This window comes from Haladaptatus sp. HS23, from assembly GCF_056892285.1.
Map to the genome: position 1 here is coordinate 24,755 of NZ_JBXGLH010000013.1, position 24,408 is coordinate 49,162.

The window sequence follows — 24,408 nt, forward strand, 5'->3', positions numbered from 1 at the left end:
GAAATTGATGGCTAAAATCGCCACCAAGCTAGAAGTGCCATCCGGTAGTCTGCTCAATGCGATTGACACTGTCCTTATCGACGAGGACAAACAAGAAGACTAAACCTGATTTCCTACCGCCTAAATCCATAAGCGGAAGTGGAATAGGGCAAGTTGCCGCCCTCAAGGAAGCATATTTCGTCCATTCACGGAACAGCCGCTTCATAGCTTCAGTTTCTGCACTTTGTGAGTATCGAAGACCGTGAAATGAGTGGCTCTAAGCCCGTCGTGGTGAAGTTCTGAAACTGCCCAGCAGTTATCAATTGAACCCAGAATTTACCCAGTCACGTCCACACAACCTAGTGTGTCCACGATTATCGAATTCACGGTCCCAGCGGACGAGTTCCCACTTGGTAATATCTTTCACGACTTTCCGGATGTCGAGATCGAACTTGAACGCGTTATCCCAACGAACCATGCAGTTATCCCCTATTTCTGGGTCTGGGGGCCGAATATACCGGATATTACGACTCACTTTAAAGAACACCCTGTGGCACACTCGATCGAGCTTGTTGACGAGGTTAAAGGGGGCGGTCTGTTTCGCGCCGAGTGGAATCCCGATATGGAGAGTGTCTTGAAAGGAATCGCGGAGACTGACCTCATACTGGTCTCGGCAACGGGGACTGAATCTAAATGGCGGTTCGAACTGCGTACCGCCGATACGACAGGGATTACAGCTTTTCAACGCTACTGCAACGATGATAATATTGATATCACCATCACGCGCCTCTATGCACTTTCGGAGCTACGAACCGGCGAACAGTACCATATCACGCCAAGCCAGGAAGAAGCGCTTACTGCAGCATTCAAGGCCGGATATTTCGACGAACCACGTGAGGCAACACTCGAAGACATCGCTCAGAAGATGGACATCACACGACAGTCACTTGCTGCACGGCTCCGACGAGGGCATCGAAATCTTATCGCGAATACACTCTTTCATGAGACGACTGACCAGTGAACGATTGCACCAGTGTTTCATCTACATATAAACCTCATACATAGTCAGTCCTAGTAGCCAACTAATACAGCGGCCATTAGTGGAACACAATACATGCCTGCTAACGCTAATACTTCAGACGAGGCACTGTCGCCGGTACATCCCTCTATGTCCAGTGGATCAATAATCGAGACAATCATCGATGAAGTACTTGAGATGGAAGGGTGTGAGGCCCACGAAATTCCACCCCTGTATGAAGCAATTGATCCCGATGCGCTCACCGCACTCTATACGCGTGGCTCACCAGCTATTCGGTTCCAGTTTGCCGGCTACCAAATCGAAATCACGCCCGAACAGACCATCTCTGTCACCACCGATGACTAAGTCGTTCTCACTGTACTGTGTGATATGTGAGTGGCGAGCGGCCACCAATGGCGTCCACACACGCTCTGATGTTAATACCCAGGCGGTTGCCCATCATTGTGAGACGGGTCATACTGTGATACAGCGGATCGAACGGTAGTTCCTAAGCAACAGCGACTCCCATAGCCTTTCTTAAATTATAAGCGGGAGTAGTTATGCCCTGGAACCTCCGAATCAATCTGTGCGCAACGCTTCCTCACCCCGAACTGGATGATCTGAGATTAACGAACGGTTCGCACGTTATCGGCGCTCAAAAGTCGTGAAGCACCCTGAGAAGTACAGTTGCGGCGACTGCGCCGGGTCGCTGCGAGTCAAAGAGACCGATGACGAATGACGGCCGAACACTGACTGTGTGTGAGAGGACTCAGAGCACAGGGCTCCGGTTCACGACTTGTTACAGTTCGTAGTGACATGAATCTTCTTGGGGGGTGTGATGGTGACATCGATCTGTTTTGGCGAACACTCAGTGAAATTCAGCCGTCTTGTACTGCTATTTGCCTCGATGAGCACTGACGCTGTGTTCGTGTCAAGATTTATATTAGCCTCTTCGCGCTCGTTTGGTTGCAGGAGAAAGTCGTAGCTGCCTATCGACTCGTTGTTTGCATCTCGTAATCCAATCCAGACGTATTTGTCCTTGCTAGTGTTATTCTCGGCTGTCATTCCGATGCTGATCGATTGTGTGAGACATCCAGCAGCCAGAAGGACAACCACCAATATCCCTAGCATTCGAACGGCCGACTGTCGATCCATACTGCATCACGTGGTCGAATCCCCATGATTATTCCGACTCACGAAACCTGTTAAAAACGAAAGTGCCATTTGTTCCTCCCATTTTCTTCCATCTACCGACGCTTTTCGCCCTCTCAGATTCACAATCGCCCGTTTTTGGCTGGGACAGTCACTTACGAGAGTTAGTATGATATACTAACTAAATACGGCTGTGTGCTAAAACATAAGCGGTTTGAATCCAATATTCACTCCAATGACACTGAAGAAAATTCAATTTGGCGCCACTGTCTTTGTCATCCTCGCAGTTGCACTCCTCGCCTTCGGACAAGTAGCTCGCACTATTGAGTTCTCTTTTGTTGGCCGGAGTGTCTCAGTGCTTGTACTCCTTCTTTTTGCGCTTTTCAGTGGCTATTACCTGGTTTACCAAAATCAGTGGATCACGGCTCGTCGTGACTGAGTGATCGAAGTGCGAAAGTGACAGTCCACTCAATAGCCTCCGATGGTGGTTCATCAGCAAGCCGTGAATTGAGCACTCCTGAAATCTCGTACGCGCCGAGTATCATCCTCTCTGTATCAGTGCGAACTTCGTATGTCCGAGTGATCGTCTCACCCGGATCAATCGGTGTTTCGACTTCGACTGAGTTGACTTCCACCCCTTGATCGGTGATCGACACATCGGTACTCGAGTTATACTCACTCCACAGTAAGAATGAATGCTCGTTGTCGCGTGCTTCGGCCCACAGAACACTGAATGGCGGAAATGGGCCGCTCGAAATCATACGAATTTCGTCACTTCGATTCGTCACACGAAACTCAATCGTCCCAGGTGTTTCTGGTGTAATGTGATCAGTGTTCAGCTCAGCTGTTATCGCAAGATCAGATAGAGCACTCGGCGAACGACGGTAGAGCACAACACCAACGTGCGTCACGACAGCATCCGTACCCTCGTTCCACGTGAAAAGATCGGTGTCTTCGATGAGGTCACCAAGCCCAGTTGGAATGTCGTTTGTCCAGACTTCTCCCTCCAGCAGAACCCTCTGAAGGAGTTCCTGGTGTTTCTGCTCATCAAGCGTCGGAATATCGACGATAGTTGCATTTGGATAGTCGTCGGCAACGGTTTCCGCGGAATAGTACGCAGACGTTCTCAGTTGGTAGGCGTGAGTGGGTAGTACGATGGTTGTGTCGACCGCAAAATCAGTAATAGTGTACTCGTCAGCCGAACTCATACCTCTTCTTGACGTGTGCCATGTTCAAAGGCATTCGGAGGCCGAACAATTGCCACCATTCGTCCTTCCGGTTTATTCTTCCCCGAGTGCAGTCAGAAGTCGCGTTGATTCGGCGTGAGTGCCTCTTGCGTATCATCAGCTGCCGTGCGTGTACGTGATATCCGCTGCATGCGTAAGACTCGATCTGCGATGGTCGGGTGAACCGACACAACCGTGCCCAACACTCCAGTTTGACTGAGGATTAGATGCAACTCCGAAAGATGCAGTAATGCACCTCCGAGTGCTGTATTTCCTAACCGGTCGGTCGCATACGCATCCGCATCATACTCCGTGCGACGAATCAGATAGTAAGCACCGAAGAGAAACGGGACGAACAGTACGCCACCAACCACAAATCCATACGGAACCTTCAGCTCGACAGCAGCAAGCCACGCGACGATTCCACTACCAAGCACACAGAGTCGATATAATACATGGTGGTGTTGGTGATGCCCGACTTCATGCGCAACGACTGCCGCCACCTCGTCAGGAGACAACACTTCGAAGAGTGATTCGGTAATGAACACGAATTGAGTGCCGGGAACGATCCCAGCAGCAAAGGCAACTCCAAAACGCGTTCGATCATCCACTACTCGCACACTGATATCCGTCCCCGAAATCGCCGGCGCAACAATCGCTTGCTCATGTGGCGTGACGGGGCGTGCTCGCGTCGCATAGATCAAAAAGTACGGCATGAGCACTGTACTCCCAAGACCCAGTGTAACAACTATCAGAATTCGGCTCCAGCCTGGCGGCACCAGCCAGACAAGACTGATGATGGCAAAGAGTAGCGATATTCCACTCAGTCCTCGTGTGAGCACCCACTGGCTGATCTCACGATAGTACAGGTCTAACTCACGTGCTTGCTGTCGATACGAGAGTGTAGCCAGCCGAACCACAAGAACAATGAGTAACCCAGGGCCAGCAAGCAACCCAAGCATCGTGATCGCGGTAAGGACAGGTGAGGTTGGAGTTCCGAACCCTGCCCAGAAGAGGACTCGTCCAATCAAAGATCGAATATTGAACAGCGATCCCAGAAGGACAATTGCAATGCTACCTGTCAGATAGCCACGACGGCGAAGGCGACGCAGCTGATAGGCAGTTCGGGGATCGCCAGCTGGATTGCGGTAGATACGCGCTGCGAGCCAGTGGATACTGCCATACCAGAGCCCAATGAGGAATGCATAGCCGAGGAAAACTGCGCCACTCTCAATCAACATTAGTTCACCGAATAGCACTCATTTTAATTGTTGACTACTAAATTCTTTGTTCTCCGGATTGTACAAGCGAATGATCGGAGGAAAAGTAGTCTGAATTCTGGGATTTCAGCGCATTTCAAGCTGCGTGACTGCTTTGATAACCGAAGTAGAACGTCCGACGGCGGTGAGTTCGATTTCTCGAATTTGCCTGATTTGCTGATTGACTTCCTGTGGGCAGTATAAGCGGCAGTGGAAATGAGCAAGTTGCCGCCCTCGGTGAAGCATATTTCGTCCATTCACGCGATTAGCTGCTTCCTCGCTTCGACTTCTGCAATTTGGTATCACGCTATAGCTCCGCCCAAAGCTTGTCCACCTCCTCATTCGTGAGCCAGTGAAGAGGAACGATTTATTTTGATAATCGTCATTGGACTTTCTCCTATTCGTTCGCCGTGTCAGTTTTGACTCGGAATCGAAGGTGCGTCACGTCGGGTGATTCCACCATTCTCGTTCGTTCCAGTTCGATCGGCCCGTCGGCGAGGTGCTCGAACAGCCGAATACCGTCGCCGAGTAGCACGGGCACGAGCTGAAGCTGTATCTCGTCAACCAGTCCTGCCTCTATGTATTGGCAGACGACATCTGCACCGCCCGCGATCCGAACGTCTCGGTCGTCGGCCGCCGCCTCTGCTCGCTCCAGGGCCGGTTCGATCCCGTCCGTGATGAAGTGGAACGTCGTCCCGCCGTCCATCTCCAGCGGGTCGCGAGGGTGGTGCGTGAGGACGAACACTGGGCCATGAAAGGGTGGGGTCGCGCCCCAATAACCCTCGAAGGGTTCGTCTCCCCACGGCCCATCATCGTTGTCGAACATCCGTCGCCCCATCACGTGAGCACCGATGCGCTCGATTGACTCGGCCACGATTTCGTCGTCCGGGTTGGTTTTCCCACCGTCGAGTCCCTGATGCTCACGCCAGCTCGCCAGCTCGAACACCCACTCGTGGAGCCGTTCGCCACCCTCGCCTATAGGATTCTCCCGACTGTCGTTTGGCCCGGCGATAAATCCATCGAGCGACATCGACATGTCCACGAAAACGGCGCTCATGCTACTTCGCACCTCCGGCTCCGTCGTTCGCCAGGAACCCTGCGAGACAGTCCAGGGTCTGCTTTGCCGCTTCGACACCGTTGAATTTCTCCAACGTCTTACGATCTGAAGCGGAATCGAAATTCATCCGGAACGTAAGATCCGTCCCACCGACGGCTCCCTCGTCGAAGGTCACCGTCACCTGAAACTGCAGAAAGTTATTCGCTTCATTAGGGGGATGAGTGTAGACCAGACGCTCGGGTTCTACGATCTCGTCGTAGACGAACTCGTTATGATTATCTGCACCGTCGGGGCTGTGCATGACAAACCGCCAGACACCGCCCGGCCGCACGTTCATCTCGTGGACCGTGTTGGTGAACCCGTTCGGGCCCCACCACTTCGCCACTTGCTCTGGATCGGTCCACGCATTCCAGATGCGCGCTCGCGGAGTGTCGATCATCCGCGTGATTCTCAGTTCGGTAGTCTCTCCTTCGATCGGTTGGTCGTCGAGTTCGTCGTCAGTCATTGGCCATCTCGATTATTCGCTAGGTGGTCGGCAAGCCGGTCTAGGGTCTGTCTAGCGCCTTCGTCCGCCCCATGCTCAAGGGCTTCGTCAAGATCTACCGCCGATGAGAAGCGCATCTCCATGGCGAGCTCGGTCTCGGCGTCCCCGACATCGTCGAGAGTGATCGTCACTCGGAACTGCTTAGGATTGTCGGGCGAGCCGTGAGTGTAGGCCAGGCGCTCCGGTTCCACGATCTCGTCGTAGACAATCAGGTTCGGGTACTCCTGGCCGTCGGCGCCGGTCATCAGAAATCGCCAGACTCCGCCAGGTTGCACATCCATTTCGTCCGTCGTGGTAGTGAACCCGTTCGGACCCCACCACTGGTCGACCTCTTCCGGGTTGGTCAGTGCTGTCCAGACACGCTCGCGTGCGGCGTCGAACGTTCGCCGAATCGTCAGACTCGTCTCGTTGGTTTCGATCATCTTACGCCCCCTCGACCAGTTCCGCAAGGTTCCCAAGCGAATCGTTCCATCCTTCGTTGGCGTCCTTGGGCGGGATGTTTTCGGGAATTCCTGCTTGGTGAGCAGTGACTTCGGTCCCGTCGGAGACCTTCTCTAAGGTGACCGTGGTCGTCATCTCGCCGGCCATTCCTGGGTCGTCGGACTCGAATTCCTCGGTGTAGACGATCCGCTGGCCAGGAGACAGCTCCTCGTACGTTCCGTGGAATGTGTGGGCGTATGGCTCCAATTCCTCCATGTCAGCAGTGAACGACATGCGGAAGGTGCCGCCCTCCGTGGCGTCGAACTCGTGAACTTCGCAGGAGAAGCCCTCTGGCGGGAGCCACGCGGCGAGTTCGTCGGGATCGACAAAGGCTTCATAGACTCTCTCCGGTGGCGCTTCGATTACACGGTTGACGGTAATACTTCGGTCTTCATTGGCCTCTGTGCTCGATTCTTGCCCGTTATCAGTGTTGTCTATCATTGGTCTTCTTGCTCCAGATGGTCGGCCAACGCGTCGAATCGGTCTTCCCAGAGCACGCGATACCGGGTCAGCCATCCAAAGGCTTCACTCAGCGGCGCGGCATCAAGGTGACATCGTCGAACCCGGCCGTCCTTCTCAATCTCGAGTAAGCCTGCATCTTCTAGCACGTGTAGGTGCTTGGAGACTGCCGCCAACGAGACGTCGTGTGGTTCGGCCAGTTCACCGACACTTTCGGGGCCATCGGCGAGTTGTTCGAGTATCTCTCGGCGAATCGGATGGGCTAATGACTTAAAAATCGCGTCGAGATCCTGGTCGTTCGGCTGTTGTTCAACCATCCAGTTGAACGTACAGCACACTCAATATTAAACCTATAGGTTAAACAAAATGCCTTCGATGATTCAGGTGGAGTGAGCAGCTCTCGTCAGAAATAAACGCAATTGCGATCTTTTAACACAGTATGAAGTCGTATTTCTTAGCTATCGGTATCGGATTTAGTAGGTATTCCTTGATTCTATTGGAAACTGTGAATCTGATGAAGCGGCAGTGTTGAAGAGGTAGCCATTTAAACTCGTGAACAGGTTCACACACAAATTCGAGGCGTTTCTTATATTGGTACAGATATGCCAACACTGCCATCAACAGGCGACATGGAATCTCCTACATTGCCCGATGTGAACAGCCTTCCAGAACGTGGACTGTTGCCAATCCGTACTGTAGCCGCGGGAAACATATTCCTCCGAGAGAAATCACTCCAACTTGTGGCCGTCCTTGCCGACACGTGGGAATAGTCCGCTAATTCTATGATTAATATGGATGATAACAATTCCAACATTGGTGTGAACGAGGAGATCTACGCCATCCTTGGTCACGAAACACGTCTGAAAATCCTCCTTAACCTCGGTGAGTTAGAGGGTGCAACTTCCACACCAGTCACGTTCTCCACTCTTTGGAAGCGGACTGGTGTTCGCGATAGCGGCAAATTCAATTTTCACCTTCGTAAGCTCGCTGACCAGTTCATCACTCGCACTGAAGACGGTTATTATCTCACCTATATCGGTCGCCTCATTCGACGAGCGATCCTTGCAGGACAGTACAATCCAGATCATCTTGCACTCGCCGACATTCCAATTGAGAGTTCGTGTTACAACTGTGGTGCAGCGCTCGTCGTCAGTTACGATGACGGTCGACTCAGACTCCGATGTATTTCCTGTGAGAATCTTTCGTATCGAATCACGATTCCACCGTCGGCACTTGCTTCTCGTGATGTCGAGACATTTCTCGATGCTGCTAATCAGCGTGTTCGAACCGACATTGCACTCCTCGCGAAGGGTGTGTGCCCAACTTGTTCTGGACCAATAAACACGGAACGGCGTAACCCAACCGATGCACCAACCGAAAATTTCTACGTTAATCATATCTGCAAGCAGTCTGATGACCGAATTCTTAGTACGACAATTGGTGAACTGTTACTCGTCCATCCTGGTGTTGTTACCTTCTTTTACAATCATGGAATTGATCTCACAGAGATGTATTGCTGGGAGATCGATTTCTGTGTGAGTGATGAATATCTTACAGTCATCTCGAAGGACCCTTGGACGATCCAATTTGAGTATTCACTTGGCGACCAACTCCTTCGAGTAAGCCTTAATGAAGAATTTGCCATCACTGACCTCTCAATTTCACCAAACGGAGTCAACTGATCGTGTAGCCTACTGGAAAAGTAAGTGGGATGACTGTGTAGCGGATGCTCTCTCTAATTCCTTGATTGGGAAGTAGTTGATGTCAATTCGTTTCTTTGATCTCGAGAAGGTAGCCGAAGGGATCTTTCACATACACTGCAGGAGCAGTACCGGTTGCTCCGAGTGGATTTGACTCGTTTTCAATGTCTATGCTATTACTCGCCAAGAGGTCCTTGACGTCATCGATGGATTCCTCGATGAGAATTGCAGTGTGGTCGAAGTTATTGCCAGAGGGGGGTTCGAAATCTTCGACGGGTCGAAAGTGAATCACATTCTCGTTGGCGAGCCGAATCGAAAAGAAACTCTTCTGACCCGATTCATAGAGATCTAAGTTTTCTACCTTGAACCCGAAGATATCTCGATAAAAGGCTATCGCCGTCTCAATGCCGTTGGCTGGTATTTTCAGATTGACGTGATCGATTGTCTGAACGGTGACCGAGAGCTGTTCTGGCGTTGAATCGTTCGGTGCCATACGAGAGTCAATCGATGTTGGGAGAGAAATAGTCTCGCTGAACCACACTTTTGCAAATTCTGTTACAAGATATGGATCTGGATAGACGTCCAAATTCTACTTTCGGTGAGATATGATTGAATATTTCACGGTTATTTTCATCACCGTCGACTGGAAGTCACGAGCGAGATGCCGATACAAGACCAGTGAGTAACAACGAGTTCTTTGGCAGTAGACGATTGTATCCGAACTTGTTTTTAAACATGTGAACTAGTTCACGTGAAATGCTGTAGCTTCTCGTGTGTCAGTATGATCATGTCTTGTTTGACATCCGCGTGTGATATGCAACTGCCGACGTCTGTCGAAACGAACCCCCCTGCAAGGTACTCTGTTCTACTAGCACAGGCTTCAGTTCAACTACTAATGGAAGGGGGTGCTGTCAATGAGCAATACTGAGATTGAACCATACAATGTCCAGATCCCCCAAGACGAACTAGACGACCTCTACCAGCGTCTTGGTCGCACTCGCTGGACTTCAGAATTCCCCGATAACGACGAAGAGTACGGTGTGTCAGTTGACCATGTTAAAGAGTTGGTCGAGTATTGGCAGCAGTCCTACGACTGGCGCGAACACGAAGCGAAGCTCAACGAGTATCCTCAATTTACGACCACAATTGACGGCCAAAATATTCACTTCCTGCACGTCCGTTCTCCAGAATCAGACGCGCTACCACTCATTCTCACACATGGGTGGCCCATGTCGGTAATGGAGTATGTAGATGTCGTTGATGCGCTCACCGATCCCGGCTCGCACAGCGGGGATCCAGCTGACGCGTTCCACGTAGTCATCCCTTCCATTCCAGGCTTTGGATTCTCCGGACCGACCACCGAGCCAGGGTGGGATACTCGCCGAATCGCTACAGCGTGGGCCGAGCTAATGAACCGGCTAGGCTACGAGCGGTACGGTGCACATGGTAATGACTTCGGTTCGGAAATCTCTCCGGAGATCGGTCGAGTCGACCCTGACCACGCCATCGGTGTACACGTCACACAGATCTTTTCGTTCCCCTCCGGTGAGCCGGACGAGTTTGAGTTACTCAGTCAGGACGATATGGAGAAAGTGGAGTTTTTAGAGTGGTTTTGGGAGAGCATGGGAGCGTTCAACAAGTTGCAATCCCAAGCGCCCGCAACCTTAGCCCATGCCTTGGCCGACTCACCAGCCGGTCAGCTTGCTTGGAGTACGCAGTTATTTGGTGACGCCGTTAGCGAGGAGTACATTCTCACCAACGTTATGATTTACTGGCTCACTAATACCGCCGGCTCCTCGGCTCTTGTGGGGTATTATGAAGACGAGCACACTTCAGACAATCCAGACGAACCCACCACTGTACCGCTCGGCCTCGCCAATTTCGCGGATGACTTCCAGTCTATCCGTCCCTTTGCCGAACGCGACCATGAAAATATCATCTCCTGGAACACCTATGACACAGGTGGGCACTACCCCGCTCAGATGACACCCGATCTGTTGATCGATGACATCCGGCAATTCTTTGGACAACTACGATGACGGCCGACACGCTCGGAAAGCAAGCCCTCAATCGCGCCCTCTTGGAGCGCCAGCTATTGCTCCGTCGTCAAGAACTGCCCGTGAACGAAGCAATTGAACACTTGGTGGGGATGCAGGCACAGAACCCGAAGGACCCCTATTTCGGGCTATGGGCTCGTCTGGACGGATTTCATCAGGACGAATTGGCCGAGCTTCTCATCAATCGAAACGTGGTCCGTGCATCGATGATGCGCGCTACTATCCATCTGATCACCGCTCGTGACTGTGTAGCGTTGCGTCCCATTGTACAACCAGTACTGGAACGGGATGTGTATAGTAACAGTACCTACGGCAAGCAGCGTCTCGAAGGACTGGACATGAACGCCGTATTAACGGCTGGACGGGCACTGCTCGAAGAGGAGCCGCGGTCCGCTGCCGAGCTACGCGAATTGTTAAGCCCCAAATGGCCCGATCATGATGCAGCGGCATTGGCTTATGCCGTGCGTGGCCTATTACCAGTTGTTCACGTTCCGCCTCGCGGCATATGGGATAAGAGCGGTCCGATTGCGATGACCACAGTCGAAAACTGGCTAGGACAGAACATAGGCACGAACCGGAACCCCGAGGAAATGATCCTCCGATACCTCGGAGCATTTGGTCCCGCAACCGTCGCCGACATGCGGACATGGTTAGGTCTCACGGGTATGGGTGATATCGTCGACCAACTTCGACCCAATTTGCGAACGTTTTCCGACGCGGATGGAAAGGAACTATTCGACCTTCCCGACGCTCCACGGCCCGATCCGGACATCACCGTTCCACCGCGGTTCCTTCCTCGACTTGACAACGTGTTACTCTCACACGCTGATCGGACTCGCATTATTCCTATCGAGTACCGCAAACGTGTCATCCACGAACGCTCAGCTAAGGGTACTGTGTTGATCGACGGATTTGTCCGAGGATTCTGGAGCATTCAACAGGACCGCGATGCTGTGACCCTCCTCATCGAGCCGTTCGAACCAATAGACGAACTAGATCATACCTCCCTGACTGACGAGGGGACCCGGCTACTCATGTTCGCCGCTCCTGATATCGAATCACAAGAGATCGAGTTCTCCAATGCTTCATAATCCCCGTTCTGCGATGATCAATTTTCATCTCTTCTGATAGAGGAGTCGGAATGAGCGGCACGTCTTTGAAATAATAGATGCCAAGTGCCGGAGCGACGCAACAGTAGATGTGTCGGCAGTTGTAGAAGAATGATCGTGGCAATACTCACGCCGGTATCAAGCATGGGTACTACTGATATCGGCAATGTGTAAGCCATCACTACTCGAAGCCCACTATCGACAAGCAATACGATTCCCCACAGTATAGTAATCGTGCGAAAGGTGCGCCGAAATTGTGGATTGGACTCCCAGAGGGTGTCCATCACCTCTGCTCGATGCGGCAGTAGTGCACGGGTGGCCTGATAGCACAATGGCTGAGAGAATCGAAGACTGGCTAAGGTACCAAGACCTACTGGTGCGCTCAGCCACGCTCCACGAACCAGCAGTGTGCGTGGATTGTTAGTAACCAGTCCAACCAGTACTCCAACCGTCATTGTGACGAGTACAGTCAAATTGATGGGACTGATCTGCCGATACCGAATCGCGGAATAGAACGCACCGATGACGGGTGGAACTGCGGCTGTTGTCAGTGCCACAACGTCACTTGTCCCCAAGCTATGCAAAACGTAGTAAATAATGAGCGGGGCTGTGATGTCGACAAGGAGCGTTCGTGCCGCGGTACCTCTCAGAGATGGTGTCATGATTGAGGTTCCACTGATTTGACCTCGTCACCATCATACCTAGGTATTCGTTCGTATAACAAAAATACGAAAACGATCTGAATGATCGCGAACCCTCCAAGTGCGACGAGTTCAACCTTGTTCGTCGGTCCAAAGATCGAGGCACCAGCTGCAGTATGAGCAACTAGAAGGCCACCTGCCAAGCCAACACGATGTCGATCATTCCAGTCAGATCGAGTGGACCACTGTCCCAACACTACGAGAAGTACAGCCACAGCCATGAGTGATGCACCGATAAGCACGTAGACAGGCAAACCAGGTCCAAAGGTTGGACCCTGGTTTACCGCACCCCGTAACGGAACTGGCAGGCGAAGCGCGAGAAACATACCAATCCCAGCTACGCTACCGACCACCCAGGGTGATGGTGAAGCCATTGAAGACTGGGTTGTAGCCCCTTGGTATCCGTTGAGAGGCAATTTGGTCAAAGCGATGATGCTGGCTCCAAGTACGACAGCAGCGGCAGCAATAAGATATCCGATTGGTGCGACGTATCCTGGGTCTTCCGTTGGTACAACTGTGAGTCTCACAAGTCCAACACCCAGTATAAAGCACATAGCTGTGATAATCAGCCCACGTATCCGGAGGTAGGGTTGGTCGCGATGTTCTGGGAAGAACAAGTCAACGACAAGAATCGGAAGTGCAACGCTGAAGACCGCATGGTATACAAGAATCATCTCCGTGTACGCCCAGTTGATACCGAAAACGCGCGCGCCCCAGTCAGCGACGTTGTACATCGTGGGACTAAACAGCGACTGCAGTCCGATTCCTTCCTCTATGATGCCATACATAATGCCGAGTATCAGAATACTCGACCAGCCACGATGAGCACGGTTTACCAGTTCACGAATGAGTAGAGCACCGCATCCATACATCGGTACGAGAAGGGGAAGTGCGTAGGCTACTTGAATCGGTAACGAACCCCAAAAGAGCTCGGCTATTAGGGGAGAAACCAGTAATAAAACAAACGCAGGTATTTTTGTATTCCACGAGTTCATAGACTGGGTACCTTCGCCTTCTGTCACCAGCGCGCGTTCGGTTTGCTGGTCAGTCATGGAGCTTCCATCCTGCGATCTTCGTCACCAACGGAGGAATTTTCTCGAAGGGACTCCTCAGGTCCATCCCTGACAATCCCGGCGATCTTGTCATTTCCACAGTAGACATACTTCTATTGATGTGGGTGATGTAACGAGATTGCGGGTGAACTGGTGCAGATGCTTAAGTAGTTATACGCTCGGGATCCACGGTCCCATACGATGGCCCGTATTCAGCTCAAAATCAATGCCGCAGCGTCTCAGGATCAGCTGGCCGCAGTATCCACCGAATTTCCGGACGAAGTGTTCGAAATTCTAGCGAGCCATGCGAGTGAAGGCCGACTGGTCGGAATCATGCAAGCTCGAACGGTGGATGGGGATGCCCTCGCTCAGCATTTCGTAGAAGCCCCAGATGTCTACTCGTCAGAGGTGATTTCTCTAGATGAGCAAGCTATCCTGCTTCGATATGAAATACCAATCCCTGACTCCTATCGTGTAAATCGAGAATCAGGGAATCTTTCGTTGTTTCCGATCACTATGCAGGATGGATGGTTAACTGTTGAGCGAAGTGCTTCTCACGAACGATTAACACAGTATATAGACAACTTGGATAACGCTGGTCTTCCGTACCAGGTTCTCTCAGTTAAACAATCCCATGATCCGATCGAACTACTCACAGATCGCCAAGAACAGTTCATTATCGAAGCTATTGCTCGGGGCTATTACGAGACTCCTCGCCAGTGTACACTCACGGAACTAGCAGAAACTTTTGGAGTGAACAAATCAGCGGCCAGTGGAACGCTCCGGCGAGCAGAAGGGAGAATCATCAAGGACGCGCTTCCCGAAGCAGGGAAGACTGTGATCTGAAAAAACCAGCTACGGACCATTAGCCACGAGGCACCCGACGAAGTTTTCGTAAATTGATTTCATCAATTTTCCTTCGACGTCGAAGCCCCCGGAATGGTCGAAGTGACCGACGAAAGCCACGAAAACCCCACAGACTATCAGTACATTGACTCCATCGACGACGTGACCGACGAGCTGATGGCCTGCACCTGTCCGTACCATATCCACCACAACGCCTTCTGCAGGCACATACCTACAGCTCAAAACACAACCGACAATGAGTGACAAAGATACTTTCTACTGAGAATCAACTTCCTTGTAGTACTCGATGATCTCCTTCATACACAACTGGTTGAGTCCCTGTGATGCAACCGTGAACACCACTGTTGAGATCGGTTTCCGCTTGTACGCAGCATAGAGACCATAGATCCCAACTGGAATACTCGCTGTGTTGAGAATCTGCGGGTAGTCGAGACCGATCAGACGGTTTCCGTCATTTGTCCATCGTTCTTCGGCCTGGACGACCTTGTACATCCAGTCGTCTGATTCCTTGGTGGGTTCGCGAAACAACACCGGGTTGAGTAGTAAGAACAGAACAGTGAGTCCTACCACCTTCCATTTCCGATGGTAGAGTGCGGCGACGATCACGAACCCTGCGGCCATTCGACTCCAACCACTCTTCGGATTAGAATGACGAGCCCAGACATCCTCCTTTTCGATGGAACCCTCGAACATACTTGTCATTCTGTGCGAGGAGCGTATCTAAGTATCGTGTGTAGTTTTTATTGCGACGTTGCCTGATAGATGAACGATTGGATCTGCCTTAGTATCGCTTGCAACGACATCTACATGGATCACCAACGAGAGCGACGAGAACCCCGCAGTCCACCAGTACACTGTCTCCATCGACGACGTGACCGTGGGGATCTTTCGTCAACGGCGATCTGCTTCGTTTAACCCTGATCGGATGGTCCGCATCTCGTTTACCGCTGGTAATCTGCGAAGTGCTGGCACTGCTGCAACATAGCCAGCAACCGAGAGCAATCCGAACCCACCAGCAGCCATCATCACCGCCACTCCAAGTTTTTCCCCAATAGTACCACCAAGAAGCATACCAACTGGCGTCACTGCAACCGACGCAGATCCAAGGAGAGCACTCACCCGACCGAGGAACGCATCAGGAACCATCCGTTGTATCATCGTTCCAATGAGCACATTTGTCGTACCAACTGGAATAAGGGCAACTGCAAAGCAAAATGCTGTCGCTGGCAATGATGGAACGAATAACGCTGCGAACCAGCCACCTGCAGAACACAAAAATCCACTCACCACGAGTGGACCAAATCGAATATCGTCTATCCGCGATCCGAGGAGTGCGCCTACAAGTAAACCGGCGGCAGTTCCTGCTCGAATCGTCCCATATGCACTTGACCCTCCGAGTTGATCGGCAAATGCTGGAAGAACAGCATTTGATGCGCCAAGGAGCCCGTTTGCAAATACCCCAACTCCTAACAACCAGACTAGTGGCGTTCCACGAACAAATTCGATGCCAGCTCGAAGTCGGGCCAGATAACTACTAGTATCACCGCCGTCAGTCGCCGTGGTTACCTCTGTAGCCTCCTTAGTTTCACCAACTGTTGTCGTCTCGTCACTCATGTCACCTGTTCTTGCAGTCGGAATATTGACTCCAGCGAATAATACAGCTGCAATCACGAATGTCAAAGCATCCATTGTATACAACGCTACGGCACCGACTGCAGCAACGAGTGCTCCAGCAAGACCATTGAACACGAGGTCTGCGCCTTGATACGCGAATGAAAACGCCGCATTCGCCTCTGTTAATTCCTCTTGTGCAACAATTCGGGGGAGTGCTGCACTCTGGGCAGGGTATACGAATTGATTGAGGAGTGAGAGAACTGGCACAACAACTAATACCAATGTAACCGAGCGGATGCCAAACAGCCATGCGGCCGGAATAAAGAGGACGACGGTTGCTTGGACGAGCTGGATGGCGATAAGCAGTCGGCGGAGTGGCCAGTGGTCTACCAATGGGCCGATAAGCATCTGTGCGAGTTGTGGTGCCATTGTGAGTGCACCAGCAAGACCAGTATAGGTACTGGAACCAGTGAGCTCATAGACTAGCCACATCGCGGCAACAGCGTAGAGACTGTCGCCAGCATTCGTAATCAACCGGCCGAAAAAGAGCCGACGGAATGCTGTATTCCGGAGGAGCTTGAGCATACCAGTGACTACTCGTTTGATAAGAAAAACTCTTGCAGAATGACATTTCTGTCTTTCACCTCACAGAATGCTTGTTCTGTAGTATTTATGAACACTCTGTAGAAATGGTCTGACCATTTCGGCCGATCGTCACCGTGAGCGTATCGTTCTCAGTCTCAAACTCGACTACCACCTGATATGGATCATCGGATGTAACTGTTGTTTCCGTATCAAGTTTGTTCACTAATTGCCATGCTGGCATCTCTTCAGGGTTAATCCCATGATTATGGAGAAAACTCACAACAAGAGGATCATCCAGTAAGAGGCCAGCAGGTACTGTTCCAATGAGGTCTTGACAGCGATCACAGAGTAATGACACGGGTGGCCCATCCGATAATGGTGGCTCTGCTTCCCCCTCAAAGGCTAGTGGGACCCCGTCGATGTCACCAACGTATGTCGTCATCGGGCCGGAGCAATTCGGACAAATTCCACGACGCGCTCGTCCAAGCAGAGTTCGAAGATGTGTATCAACGATGCGCGAGAGTTCTTCCTCGTCACGATCTGCGAGAATGCCCGGTGGGATGCCAAAATCTGAGAGGCAATGGTCACACACGGAACAAACAACATGTACTCGCTCGTCCTGGTAGCGAATTCGAAGATCACTATTGCACTCAGGGCAGGAACCTTCGGTTGGGACATCAAGATCATTGCCAGGCGCATAGGTTCCCTCGAGAAGTGCACCAACAACGCGTGTTCCGGCATACCGCAGTTGATAGCCATCGTTGGTTTGCGTGATGAATCGGTTTGTTAACTTTCCGAGGTGGTAATTGAATCGACCAGAATCAGCAACACCGACGCGCTCGCGGAGCACCTCAAACGGCACTGTTTTCTTCTCTCGGTCTTTCTGTGCTTCCCATAACGATCGAAGAATGGCAAGCCGGGTTGAATCTCCCAGGAGAGAAAATGTCTCTGCAGAGTTGAATTCTGCAGATGGCGAATCATCTGATCGCTCGTCAGCCATGTTTGTTGGGTGAATGCCAACAGTCTTGGCCGTATCGATTAAGAGCTCGATGTAAATAGAGTATTTTGAATTAGTGGGTATTAGTCGTCGACAGCAACGGCTTCGCTCGAATCACTATTCTACGAAAGCTATCAGATAAGCACATGCTGCCGTTGCAACCGCAACGGACGACGGCTTGTTCAACGCATTCCCATCGGAGTGTGAATACGATACCGATCCGGGAGACTGAGACTGCGACGACCTCGGTGACTTCCCGTGCTGGCCGTGTGTACGAATAGGACGAAAGAACCTGCCGAACTAACCTCGACTTCTTTTTCTTGTCAACAGATGCTAACAGAAGTGATTGAACGATACAGACTCACTACCCGACATCTCATTTTGACATTTTCTCCACGATAGCACAGACGCCTATATCTCGTTCCTCAACTCGAATGTCATCAAACCCGACCATTTCAAGGAGTGGTCGCAGTTCATCGCGAGATTGACCTGCAATTGGTGTGAATGCGATAGCAATTCGGCCGCCGGGTTTCAACACACGTCGCATCTCTTTGAGACCAGCAGCAGCATCGGGCCACACTTGCATCGAGTTGATAGAGAAAATCTTATCGAATACTGCATCTTCGGAGGGAATCTCGTCAGCGGAACCATATCGAAGATCGACGTGACCAGCGTCAATGGCCACTGCATTCCGTTTCCGTGCCATCTCAACCATCTCGTGTGAGTAATCAATACCAGCGACAAACCCGTCCGGAGTCGCAGCCGACGCGACCTCTATGCCAAGACCCGGACCGAAGCCGACTTCCAAGAGACGGTCAGTTGGCTCAACAGCCATTTCCGAGAGAGCCCACTCAGCCATCGCACGCTTATCCTTTCCCGTCATTAATCGTCCGCCGATGCGTCCAGCTATTCCACGTGGCTGTCCAAACACGCGATGCAAGAGCATACTTATTGGATTCATTTAGATGAGCCTGCTTTTGTCTGCGATTGGTTCGCTTGCGCTGTGTGACCTGCCTTCTGATGGTGTATTCTACAAGCACCGAACTGGGCCCCGATATACCACACAACGGCTCCGAAAATAAGGAACAGAAGGGAATTAATCGTTGTCGCGTATGATGGTGCTGGACTCACAAGGTAAACCCCGACGTATGTACCGTAGACAATGGTGAGTGCAAGAACCGTCTTGACTGGGGTAAACTGCATGCTTGCTTGGTCGTGGGGTGATTCAATAGGATCACTGCCGGAGATATTCGGCTCTTACTTATTTCATCCAATGTCCTCAACACGCTGAGATCATCTATCTTACTAGCTCCGAGATACGAGTTGCGAGATCGAGTATTCTAAGTGGCGTTCACTGGACAATCCGCGAGAGCACGTTTGCCTCGATCTTCTGAAGGTGCTCACCGACAGTTGCTCGGCTGAGCCCCATCTTCGCTGCGATAATTTCGAGTGTCGCTTGTCTTGGCACCTTGTAATAGCCTTCCTGGACGGCCACTGTCAATATTTGATATTGCCGATCCGTGAGTGTTGCTCCGAGATCACGAACTCCAGGTCGGTATGTTCCTGTCTTCTCGAGATGAACGTTGACAATTTCGGAGATCGCTTCAAGTGCCTCTCCAAGCACTGGTTCCTCCCCGATCAGTGTTGCCTTAACCGAGCCATCGTGTGTAAATTCTAATGGCATATCGAGAACAACCTCAAATTGATGTAGTGTTGAAATGATCGATCTAACTGGATCCTTTAGCTTACAGTGGATATACGCGAACCCTCCACCTTCTTTCTGATCGACGAGATCGTAGTTCAATACGTCTGGTGCTAAATCAAGTATTGTTTCGATCTGCTGGAGATCTCCTTGGAAATGGTAGAGTAGAACAACCGTCTCGTCATCGACTAGATTGAAATGGTGGAGCTGTCTGCGCGTGACTGCGGATCTTCTTGGTATTATATCATCGTCTGCAGACTCGTTCTCATCATTTAGTTCCAGTAGAACGGTCGCATATCTCGGCCCTTGTAACTGGCCGCCTTTATCCCTCTCATCGGTTTCCTTATTCTGTGAATTTAAGTGGTCCGTCATCATGTAACAGCCTATTTTATCTGGAATCCGTGACCAATAGAACGGCTGTTTCTTATTTAAATAGACTGCGACAACGCCACTGACGACGGCACGCTCGACGCTTTCTCCTTCGAGAAAATGTGTGACTGCGACGGCCTCGGTGGCTTCCCCTGCTGGCCATACGTGCAAACGGGACGGACAGAACTGCCGGACTATCCACCGCTTCAGTTTTTTCATCCATGGTACGCCAAGTGACGGTCTTGGCTATCACCGACCAACAAATGCTCATGAAGCGTGTGGATGCAGCGAGCAATACTATTCTCAAGACACCAACTGCCTTATTCGACCGAGTGTACCGCTATGCGGCAACCGTCATCAACCACCGGTACATGCCTATTCATCGCGGCTCGTGTCAGTGGCTTCATTGTGGATGTTCTTCTGCACTAGGTCGATGAATTGCAGAGAAAAGTCGGCGGTATCCTCACACAGGGAAACGCGTTTTTCGGTCACATCGAAGGAAACAAGGTTTGCATCAGTTAACTTTGGCAGATGCCAATGGTACAGTGAGAGGTAGATTCGCTCACGTTCTGCTTGCATCTCTGTCGGTGCCGTATCCATTTCCCGCCTGACGATCTCATCAGCTACGTCGGCCAATGCCATCGGCGTTCGAGATGTGTTGAGACACTGAAGGACGTATCGGCGGCGACGATCAGCGAGAGCGTCATATATTTTGTCCCAGTCTGATGCTTCTAGTTGAGTACGTGAGAGCGGTTTCGATGATTGGTTCTCTGGTTGATCATCATCGAGTTCAGAAATCCCATTTGAGGTCTCCGACTCATCAGTCATTGATAGAGCCAGATCATATAAAACAAAGAGTCTGGGGTGCGTATATACGCGCTATTTATTTTATGCATCCTCATCGTCCAGGTGGCTTACGGTCAGGACGTTTGTGATCAAGTTTCGATGCGCGCGACGTAACAGCTTTGAGTACGATTGTTGGGAAATCCCCATTTCGTCTGCAACGGCATCCATCGATACTGTACGTGGGACATCGAAATAGCCGCGATCCACTGCGGTAACCAATGCATTTCTCTGTTTTGGGGAGAGCCCGTACTGTCCACCACTCCTCGGTTCAGAGGGATGGTACAACCGATGTAATTCAAACGGAACTTCATGCTGCCGACAAAAATCTTGAAAATCAGATACGAGATGTTCAGTATCGAACCGCATCCGAAGCTCCCAGGTTTCCGCGCGTCCAGTTGCTTCAAGGATTGTCGCCCCGACTTCGAGATACGCATAGACGATGCTTTCGATGTTCTCCGTCCACTCGGCCCGATAGAGCGTTCCATCTTCGTATTCATCGAGTTTTGTTACGCTTTGGGTTGAAGGGTCATCTTTCACTGCCGCTTCGAATTCGGTGTAATCACCCCCTCGAACCCAGAAATAGGGCAGTACTCGGTTAGTATCGTGAGCAACAACGCGCTCGATTTCGACAACCATTTCTGGTATTTGTGTGAGCGTCTCTGAGAGTGCAAGAGCACTAGTTGGGACTGTGAATTCAGCAATAATACTCATACTGGGTTGAGAAGGGATAAGCGCATGGCCGAAAGCGTTCAGAAGGTTCAAGAGCTGCATAGGACATAAAATATGTCCTTTAACGAATGAGATCACGATCACGCTGACCTGGAAGGCTTACGAACACCACGGCTGGGAGCAATTCAGCGAAACCGTCCGGCATGCACTCATTCACGCCTGACAGTACCACGAATTCGGCGACGCGGATCACGGCGCAACAATCACTCGCTGGACAGACCGCCTCGACACCTCGCAGCACTGTGAGCGATTCACCACGCCAAAGTGGTGGCTCGTGTGCGAGAACTGCGGTGGTCGGATTGTTCGGTATCGCCGGTCGAAGACCGTCCGCAACCCCAAGCAATACAGCTGTAGTGAGTGCGGTGGGTCACTACGCGTCGAGGAGGGCGATGGTCGCTAACCAATTCCCGTTTAAGTAGCTCTCGCGATAAGAAGTAGATACGAGGAAGATTTTCGCGCATTCCTGCTTTGTGCTTGATTCTCATCGGTTCCCTAGATTCAGTAGGAGTGCAGAGGTTAGTATTACATACTAACACCGAGCGTACCTTCTCGTATCTGGAAGACTGCCAGAATTTCGCCACAAAAATCGCTCTACTGTACTTGTAACCCCTTTCCTCACACAATGCTTTTGCCAATTGCCACCGTAGCGCATACCAATCATGAATGAGAAGGATTCGCTGAATGCGGACACTGACGACGAACCACCCGACGCGATTCACAACCAGTACGAATGGTCGTCGATAGAACCGAGCGTCGCTGTCGTCGAAGCAGTTTCCCAGGCAGCGAATTGTGACCACCAAGAACTCAGTCCGCTCTACGAGTGTATTGATCCTGAAGCCTTTGACACAATTCTTGCACCTCCAAGGATAAGAAACACCGAGACGACCGCTTCGATCTCATTTGCGTATGCTGGCTACTCCATCACCGTCCAAAGCACCGGCTCTGTTTACGTCACTCCCGCCTAAGAGCTTCTCCTCCTCCAACTCAAAACCCCTACACGCCTTGGTGAGATACCGCTATGCCCTCGGCATATCTCTCGAAAAATAGCATCCTGATGATGCACTAGCAATGAGAATTATTCATCGCCTGGCATGTCAGGATCCTGTCTCCGTGGCAACCCGGTCGCCATCAGTCGCCGAGCGATAACGACAATCCCATTGTCAAAGCCTCGTCCGAACACTGCTTTCTCCGTTTCAACCCCACCAACGTCTGTCTCGTGGACCGAACTCACAAGAATCGTGTTCTTGTCGATCAACAGCAGCCGACTGATCGTCGTGTCATCATCGACTTCGAGTGGCGAACTGTGCAACCACTCCAACCCCGAGATGAACACTTCTGCGTTAGGCACTGTCTCTGCAATCTGCTCACGGATTTCCTCGGTCTGGGTCCCAATCAGCACATCAAGACCCGTGTCCAGTGCCTCTTGGAGCTGTTCGAGCAACTCGTCGGTAACAACCTCTTCACGACCGATAATGAGCACAATCTCACGGCCAGCGGCATCAATGAGTTGTTGGGTACGATTCGTAATCGCAGTGGTGCCCGAGAGTGCCCACACTTCGTGGGTGATTTCCTCGTCACCACCGTTCAATTCTGTCGGCTCAATCGCAGCGAGTGCCTCGACAAGCGTATCCGTTCGTGATTCGTACTCCTGACGCAGTGTCTCGGCGGCCTCTTCGATCGGTACGGCGCGAAATTGCTGTGGATTCGAATGCTGAATCTCAACCAATCCTTTCGTCTCTAACACGCGAATCGCATCGTACACACGCGTTCGTGGGACTTCGGAGATGTCGCTGATTTCTTTTGCTGTCCCCTTCGGCAGGCGTGCTAAGGCGACAAAGCAGCGTGCTTCGTACTCTTTTAACCCGAGTTGCTGTAACACTTCGATCGATTGCTGTTGATTAGTGATTTCGTTCATGGGTCCCAACCACTTGTCCGGTTTCCCCGGAGTTGTTCAGATTATTCTGTCGTCGCCCGTAAGTCAGTTGGTGTTGAGTCCACCGAACGCGTCCGACAGAACGATTCACCATCAGTATCTCTTGTTCTTCGAGACGTATCAAAGGCACTCATGCCCACACTGTCAAATTGCTGATTCACCAGTCCATTCTATATTCACTCAGATAATCACAGGGGATCGGTCCTGAATACGCAATATTATGCGACAAAATTTCTCATTTCGCAGTGTTTGAACACCCCTCTCCTTCGGAACCGTAGCCTCGTATGGTGTCTGCTGGTCGAATCACTTATTGCATCCTCGTGCTGGAGTAATCGTCTTCGACTGGGACGGTTTCATCGGTAACGACTGTTCTCATTTCGGTGATGTTCCCGCTGCAACGGTAACTACATGACCGAACAGAGCGTTTTGAGGTATGAAATCTGTATTCCGAGAAACAAATCCCTCCGACGATTTATCAGACGGAGTATTTGTAACCCACATAATCACAATAGGGTTATACCGGTCTAGCTCAAATCTCTATGTGGCACGGAGTTTTGATGGGTCCCAACCAATCGTCACTCCGTGCTCAGACTGCCACATTTGTGGCAGTTTTCGAATGCACTAGTCTGGTGGCTTACCAGGCGGTCCTACAGTATGATTCTCCGTAAGTGTTGTGAGCAGCGGCTCGATCGCGTCGAATTGCGGGCCTTTCGCTACCTCCCCTGTCTCTAGATCCCAGTCGATGACGCCGTGATCTTCTAGCTGGGGAAGATGCATATGGTGCATAGCAATTGCTCGTTCTTGGTCGCCATCGTCGGTTTCCACGGATGCTGTGGAGGCAGTAGGTATGGTTTGTGGGGACTCCTCTGTGAGTGCAAGGAGGAGTTGCCGTCTATGACCGTTCGAGAGTACTGTGAGCTGGTCATCGAGCATCATGATGTCCCTGTCGAGAACACATTGCAAATCATTAAAC

General features: G+C 51.3%; 27 protein-coding genes. 8 read left to right on the forward strand and 19 right to left on the reverse strand.

The genetic code is table 11. The annotated features are described in order from the left end of the window. The first annotated feature begins 343 nt into the window (after nucleotides 1–343). Nucleotides 344–1,000, forward strand: a complete 657-nt coding sequence (locus tag AC1XDK_RS24920) for a helix-turn-helix domain-containing protein (protein WP_483352722.1) — start codon at nucleotides 344–346, stop codon at nucleotides 998–1,000. Between the two features lie 93 nt (nucleotides 1,001–1,093). Then, nucleotides 1,094–1,363: a HalOD1 output domain-containing protein gene (locus AC1XDK_RS24925; RefSeq protein ID WP_483352723.1), complete on the forward strand. Its 270-nt coding sequence runs from the start codon at nucleotides 1,094–1,096 to the stop codon at nucleotides 1,361–1,363. 1,205 nt (nucleotides 1,364–2,568) lie between these two features. On the opposite strand, the gene AC1XDK_RS24930 is transcribed toward AC1XDK_RS24925, so the two are convergent. From AC1XDK_RS24930 to AC1XDK_RS24960, 7 genes are all read right to left on the reverse strand, one after another. Beyond that, the gene (locus AC1XDK_RS24930; protein WP_483352724.1) at nucleotides 2,569–3,357 is read right to left on the reverse strand and encodes a DUF8130 domain-containing protein; all 789 of its coding nucleotides are present in this window, start codon (nucleotides 3,355–3,357) and stop codon (nucleotides 2,569–2,571) included. 92 nt (nucleotides 3,358–3,449) lie between these two features. Next, entirely contained in the window at nucleotides 3,450–4,616 is a 1,167-nt protein-coding gene (locus AC1XDK_RS24935; RefSeq protein WP_483352725.1) for a M48 family metalloprotease, read from the reverse strand. A gap of 415 nt (nucleotides 4,617–5,031) precedes the next feature. Then, nucleotides 5,032–5,691 (reverse strand): dihydrofolate reductase family protein, encoded by a 660-nt coding sequence (locus tag AC1XDK_RS24940; RefSeq protein WP_483352726.1) that lies wholly within the window; start codon nucleotides 5,689–5,691, stop codon nucleotides 5,032–5,034. Nucleotide 5,692: 1 nt separating this feature from the next. Next, nucleotides 5,693–6,196, reverse strand: coding sequence for an SRPBCC family protein (locus tag AC1XDK_RS24945; protein WP_483352727.1), 504 nt, complete (start codon nucleotides 6,194–6,196; stop codon nucleotides 5,693–5,695). Continuing rightward, nucleotides 6,193–6,657, reverse strand: coding sequence for an SRPBCC domain-containing protein (locus tag AC1XDK_RS24950; RefSeq protein ID WP_483352728.1), 465 nt, complete (start codon nucleotides 6,655–6,657; stop codon nucleotides 6,193–6,195). Before AC1XDK_RS24950 ends, AC1XDK_RS24945 begins: the two co-directional genes overlap by 4 nt. A gap of 1 nt (nucleotide 6,658) precedes the next feature. Continuing rightward, the gene (locus tag AC1XDK_RS24955; RefSeq protein ID WP_483352729.1) at nucleotides 6,659–7,156 is read right to left on the reverse strand and encodes an SRPBCC family protein; all 498 of its coding nucleotides are present in this window, start codon (nucleotides 7,154–7,156) and stop codon (nucleotides 6,659–6,661) included. Continuing rightward, on the reverse strand, nucleotides 7,153–7,491 hold the full coding sequence (locus AC1XDK_RS24960; RefSeq protein WP_483352730.1) for an ArsR/SmtB family transcription factor: 339 nt from the start codon (nucleotides 7,489–7,491) through the stop codon (nucleotides 7,153–7,155). The genes AC1XDK_RS24955 and AC1XDK_RS24960 overlap by 4 nt, the downstream gene beginning before the upstream one ends. Nucleotides 7,492–7,992: 501 nt before the next feature. Here AC1XDK_RS24960 and AC1XDK_RS24965 point away from each other — a divergent pair. Beyond that, nucleotides 7,993–8,856: a DUF7351 domain-containing protein gene (locus tag AC1XDK_RS24965; protein WP_483352731.1), complete on the forward strand. Its 864-nt coding sequence runs from the start codon at nucleotides 7,993–7,995 to the stop codon at nucleotides 8,854–8,856. Nucleotides 8,857–8,938: 82 nt separating this feature from the next. Here AC1XDK_RS24965 and AC1XDK_RS24970 read toward each other — a convergent pair whose 3' ends face one another. Continuing rightward, nucleotides 8,939–9,367 (reverse strand): VOC family protein, encoded by a 429-nt coding sequence (locus tag AC1XDK_RS24970; RefSeq protein ID WP_483352732.1) that lies wholly within the window; start codon nucleotides 9,365–9,367, stop codon nucleotides 8,939–8,941. Nucleotides 9,368–9,788: 421 nt separating this feature from the next. Between AC1XDK_RS24970 and AC1XDK_RS24975 the strand changes: the two genes are divergently transcribed. Both AC1XDK_RS24975 and AC1XDK_RS24980 read left to right on the forward strand, forming a co-directional pair. Beyond that, a complete protein-coding gene (locus AC1XDK_RS24975; RefSeq protein WP_483352733.1) occupies nucleotides 9,789–10,913 on the forward strand; it encodes an epoxide hydrolase family protein in 1,125 nt (374 codons plus the stop codon). Continuing rightward, nucleotides 10,910–12,022 carry a winged helix DNA-binding domain-containing protein gene (locus AC1XDK_RS24980; RefSeq protein WP_483352734.1) on the forward strand — a complete coding sequence of 371 codons (1,113 nt, stop codon included), beginning with the start codon at nucleotides 10,910–10,912 and terminating at the stop codon, nucleotides 12,020–12,022. Before AC1XDK_RS24975 ends, AC1XDK_RS24980 begins: the two co-directional genes overlap by 4 nt. 17 nt (nucleotides 12,023–12,039) lie before the next feature. On the opposite strand, the gene AC1XDK_RS24985 is transcribed toward AC1XDK_RS24980, so the two are convergent. Together AC1XDK_RS24985 and AC1XDK_RS24990 are read right to left on the reverse strand one after the other, a co-directional pair. Further along, nucleotides 12,040–12,702: a VC0807 family protein gene (locus AC1XDK_RS24985; protein WP_483352735.1), complete on the reverse strand. Its 663-nt coding sequence runs from the start codon at nucleotides 12,700–12,702 to the stop codon at nucleotides 12,040–12,042. After that, the gene (locus tag AC1XDK_RS24990; protein WP_483352736.1) at nucleotides 12,699–13,793 is read right to left on the reverse strand and encodes a hypothetical protein; all 1,095 of its coding nucleotides are present in this window, start codon (nucleotides 13,791–13,793) and stop codon (nucleotides 12,699–12,701) included. The genes AC1XDK_RS24985 and AC1XDK_RS24990 overlap by 4 nt, the downstream gene beginning before the upstream one ends. 201 nt (nucleotides 13,794–13,994) lie before the next feature. Here AC1XDK_RS24990 and AC1XDK_RS24995 point away from each other — a divergent pair, with 201 nt between their 5' ends. Next, a complete protein-coding gene (locus tag AC1XDK_RS24995; protein ID WP_483352737.1) occupies nucleotides 13,995–14,639 on the forward strand; it encodes a helix-turn-helix domain-containing protein in 645 nt (214 codons plus the stop codon). A gap of 93 nt (nucleotides 14,640–14,732) precedes the next feature. Continuing rightward, nucleotides 14,733–14,903, forward strand: coding sequence for a hypothetical protein (locus AC1XDK_RS25000; protein ID WP_483352738.1), 171 nt, complete (start codon nucleotides 14,733–14,735; stop codon nucleotides 14,901–14,903). Nucleotides 14,904–14,915: 12 nt separating this feature from the next. Here AC1XDK_RS25000 and AC1XDK_RS25005 read toward each other — a convergent pair whose 3' ends face one another. The 7 genes from AC1XDK_RS25005 to AC1XDK_RS25035 all read right to left on the reverse strand — a co-directional run bounded on the left by AC1XDK_RS25005 (nucleotide 14,916) and on the right by AC1XDK_RS25035 (nucleotide 21,484). Next, on the reverse strand, nucleotides 14,916–15,362 hold the full coding sequence (locus tag AC1XDK_RS25005) for a DUF6653 family protein (RefSeq protein ID WP_483352739.1): 447 nt from the start codon (nucleotides 15,360–15,362) through the stop codon (nucleotides 14,916–14,918). Nucleotides 15,363–15,551: 189 nt separating this feature from the next. After that, entirely contained in the window at nucleotides 15,552–16,859 is a 1,308-nt protein-coding gene (locus AC1XDK_RS25010; protein WP_483352740.1) for an MFS transporter, read from the reverse strand. Between the two features lie 85 nt (nucleotides 16,860–16,944). Beyond that, nucleotides 16,945–17,859 (reverse strand): DUF7351 domain-containing protein, encoded by a 915-nt coding sequence (locus AC1XDK_RS25015; protein WP_483352741.1) that lies wholly within the window; start codon nucleotides 17,857–17,859, stop codon nucleotides 16,945–16,947. A gap of 373 nt (nucleotides 17,860–18,232) precedes the next feature. After that, nucleotides 18,233–18,739, reverse strand: a complete 507-nt coding sequence (locus tag AC1XDK_RS25020) for a class I SAM-dependent methyltransferase (protein ID WP_483352742.1) — start codon at nucleotides 18,737–18,739, stop codon at nucleotides 18,233–18,235. A gap of 468 nt (nucleotides 18,740–19,207) precedes the next feature. After that, entirely contained in the window at nucleotides 19,208–20,146 is a 939-nt protein-coding gene (locus tag AC1XDK_RS25025; protein WP_483352743.1) for a helix-turn-helix domain-containing protein, read from the reverse strand. Between the two features lie 156 nt (nucleotides 20,147–20,302). Then, nucleotides 20,303–20,755, reverse strand: coding sequence for a DUF7344 domain-containing protein (locus AC1XDK_RS25030; protein ID WP_483352744.1), 453 nt, complete (start codon nucleotides 20,753–20,755; stop codon nucleotides 20,303–20,305). A gap of 60 nt (nucleotides 20,756–20,815) precedes the next feature. After that, nucleotides 20,816–21,484 carry a bacterio-opsin activator domain-containing protein gene (locus AC1XDK_RS25035; protein ID WP_483352745.1) on the reverse strand — a complete coding sequence of 223 codons (669 nt, stop codon included), beginning with the start codon at nucleotides 21,482–21,484 and terminating at the stop codon, nucleotides 20,816–20,818. Between the two features lie 677 nt (nucleotides 21,485–22,161). On the opposite strand from AC1XDK_RS25035, the gene ddfA reads away from it, so the two are divergent. Further along, on the forward strand, nucleotides 22,162–22,467 hold the full coding sequence (ddfA, locus tag AC1XDK_RS25040) for a DdfA family disk-determining factor (RefSeq protein ID WP_483352746.1): 306 nt from the start codon (nucleotides 22,162–22,164) through the stop codon (nucleotides 22,465–22,467). Nucleotides 22,468–22,577: 110 nt separating this feature from the next. Here ddfA and AC1XDK_RS25045 read toward each other — a convergent pair whose 3' ends face one another. After that, on the reverse strand, nucleotides 22,578–23,417 hold the full coding sequence (locus AC1XDK_RS25045; protein WP_483352747.1) for a TrmB family transcriptional regulator: 840 nt from the start codon (nucleotides 23,415–23,417) through the stop codon (nucleotides 22,578–22,580). 639 nt (nucleotides 23,418–24,056) lie between these two features. Beyond that, on the reverse strand, nucleotides 24,057–24,371 hold the full coding sequence (locus tag AC1XDK_RS25050) for a DUF7344 domain-containing protein (protein ID WP_483352748.1): 315 nt from the start codon (nucleotides 24,369–24,371) through the stop codon (nucleotides 24,057–24,059). Nucleotides 24,372–24,408 lie beyond the last annotated feature (37 nt).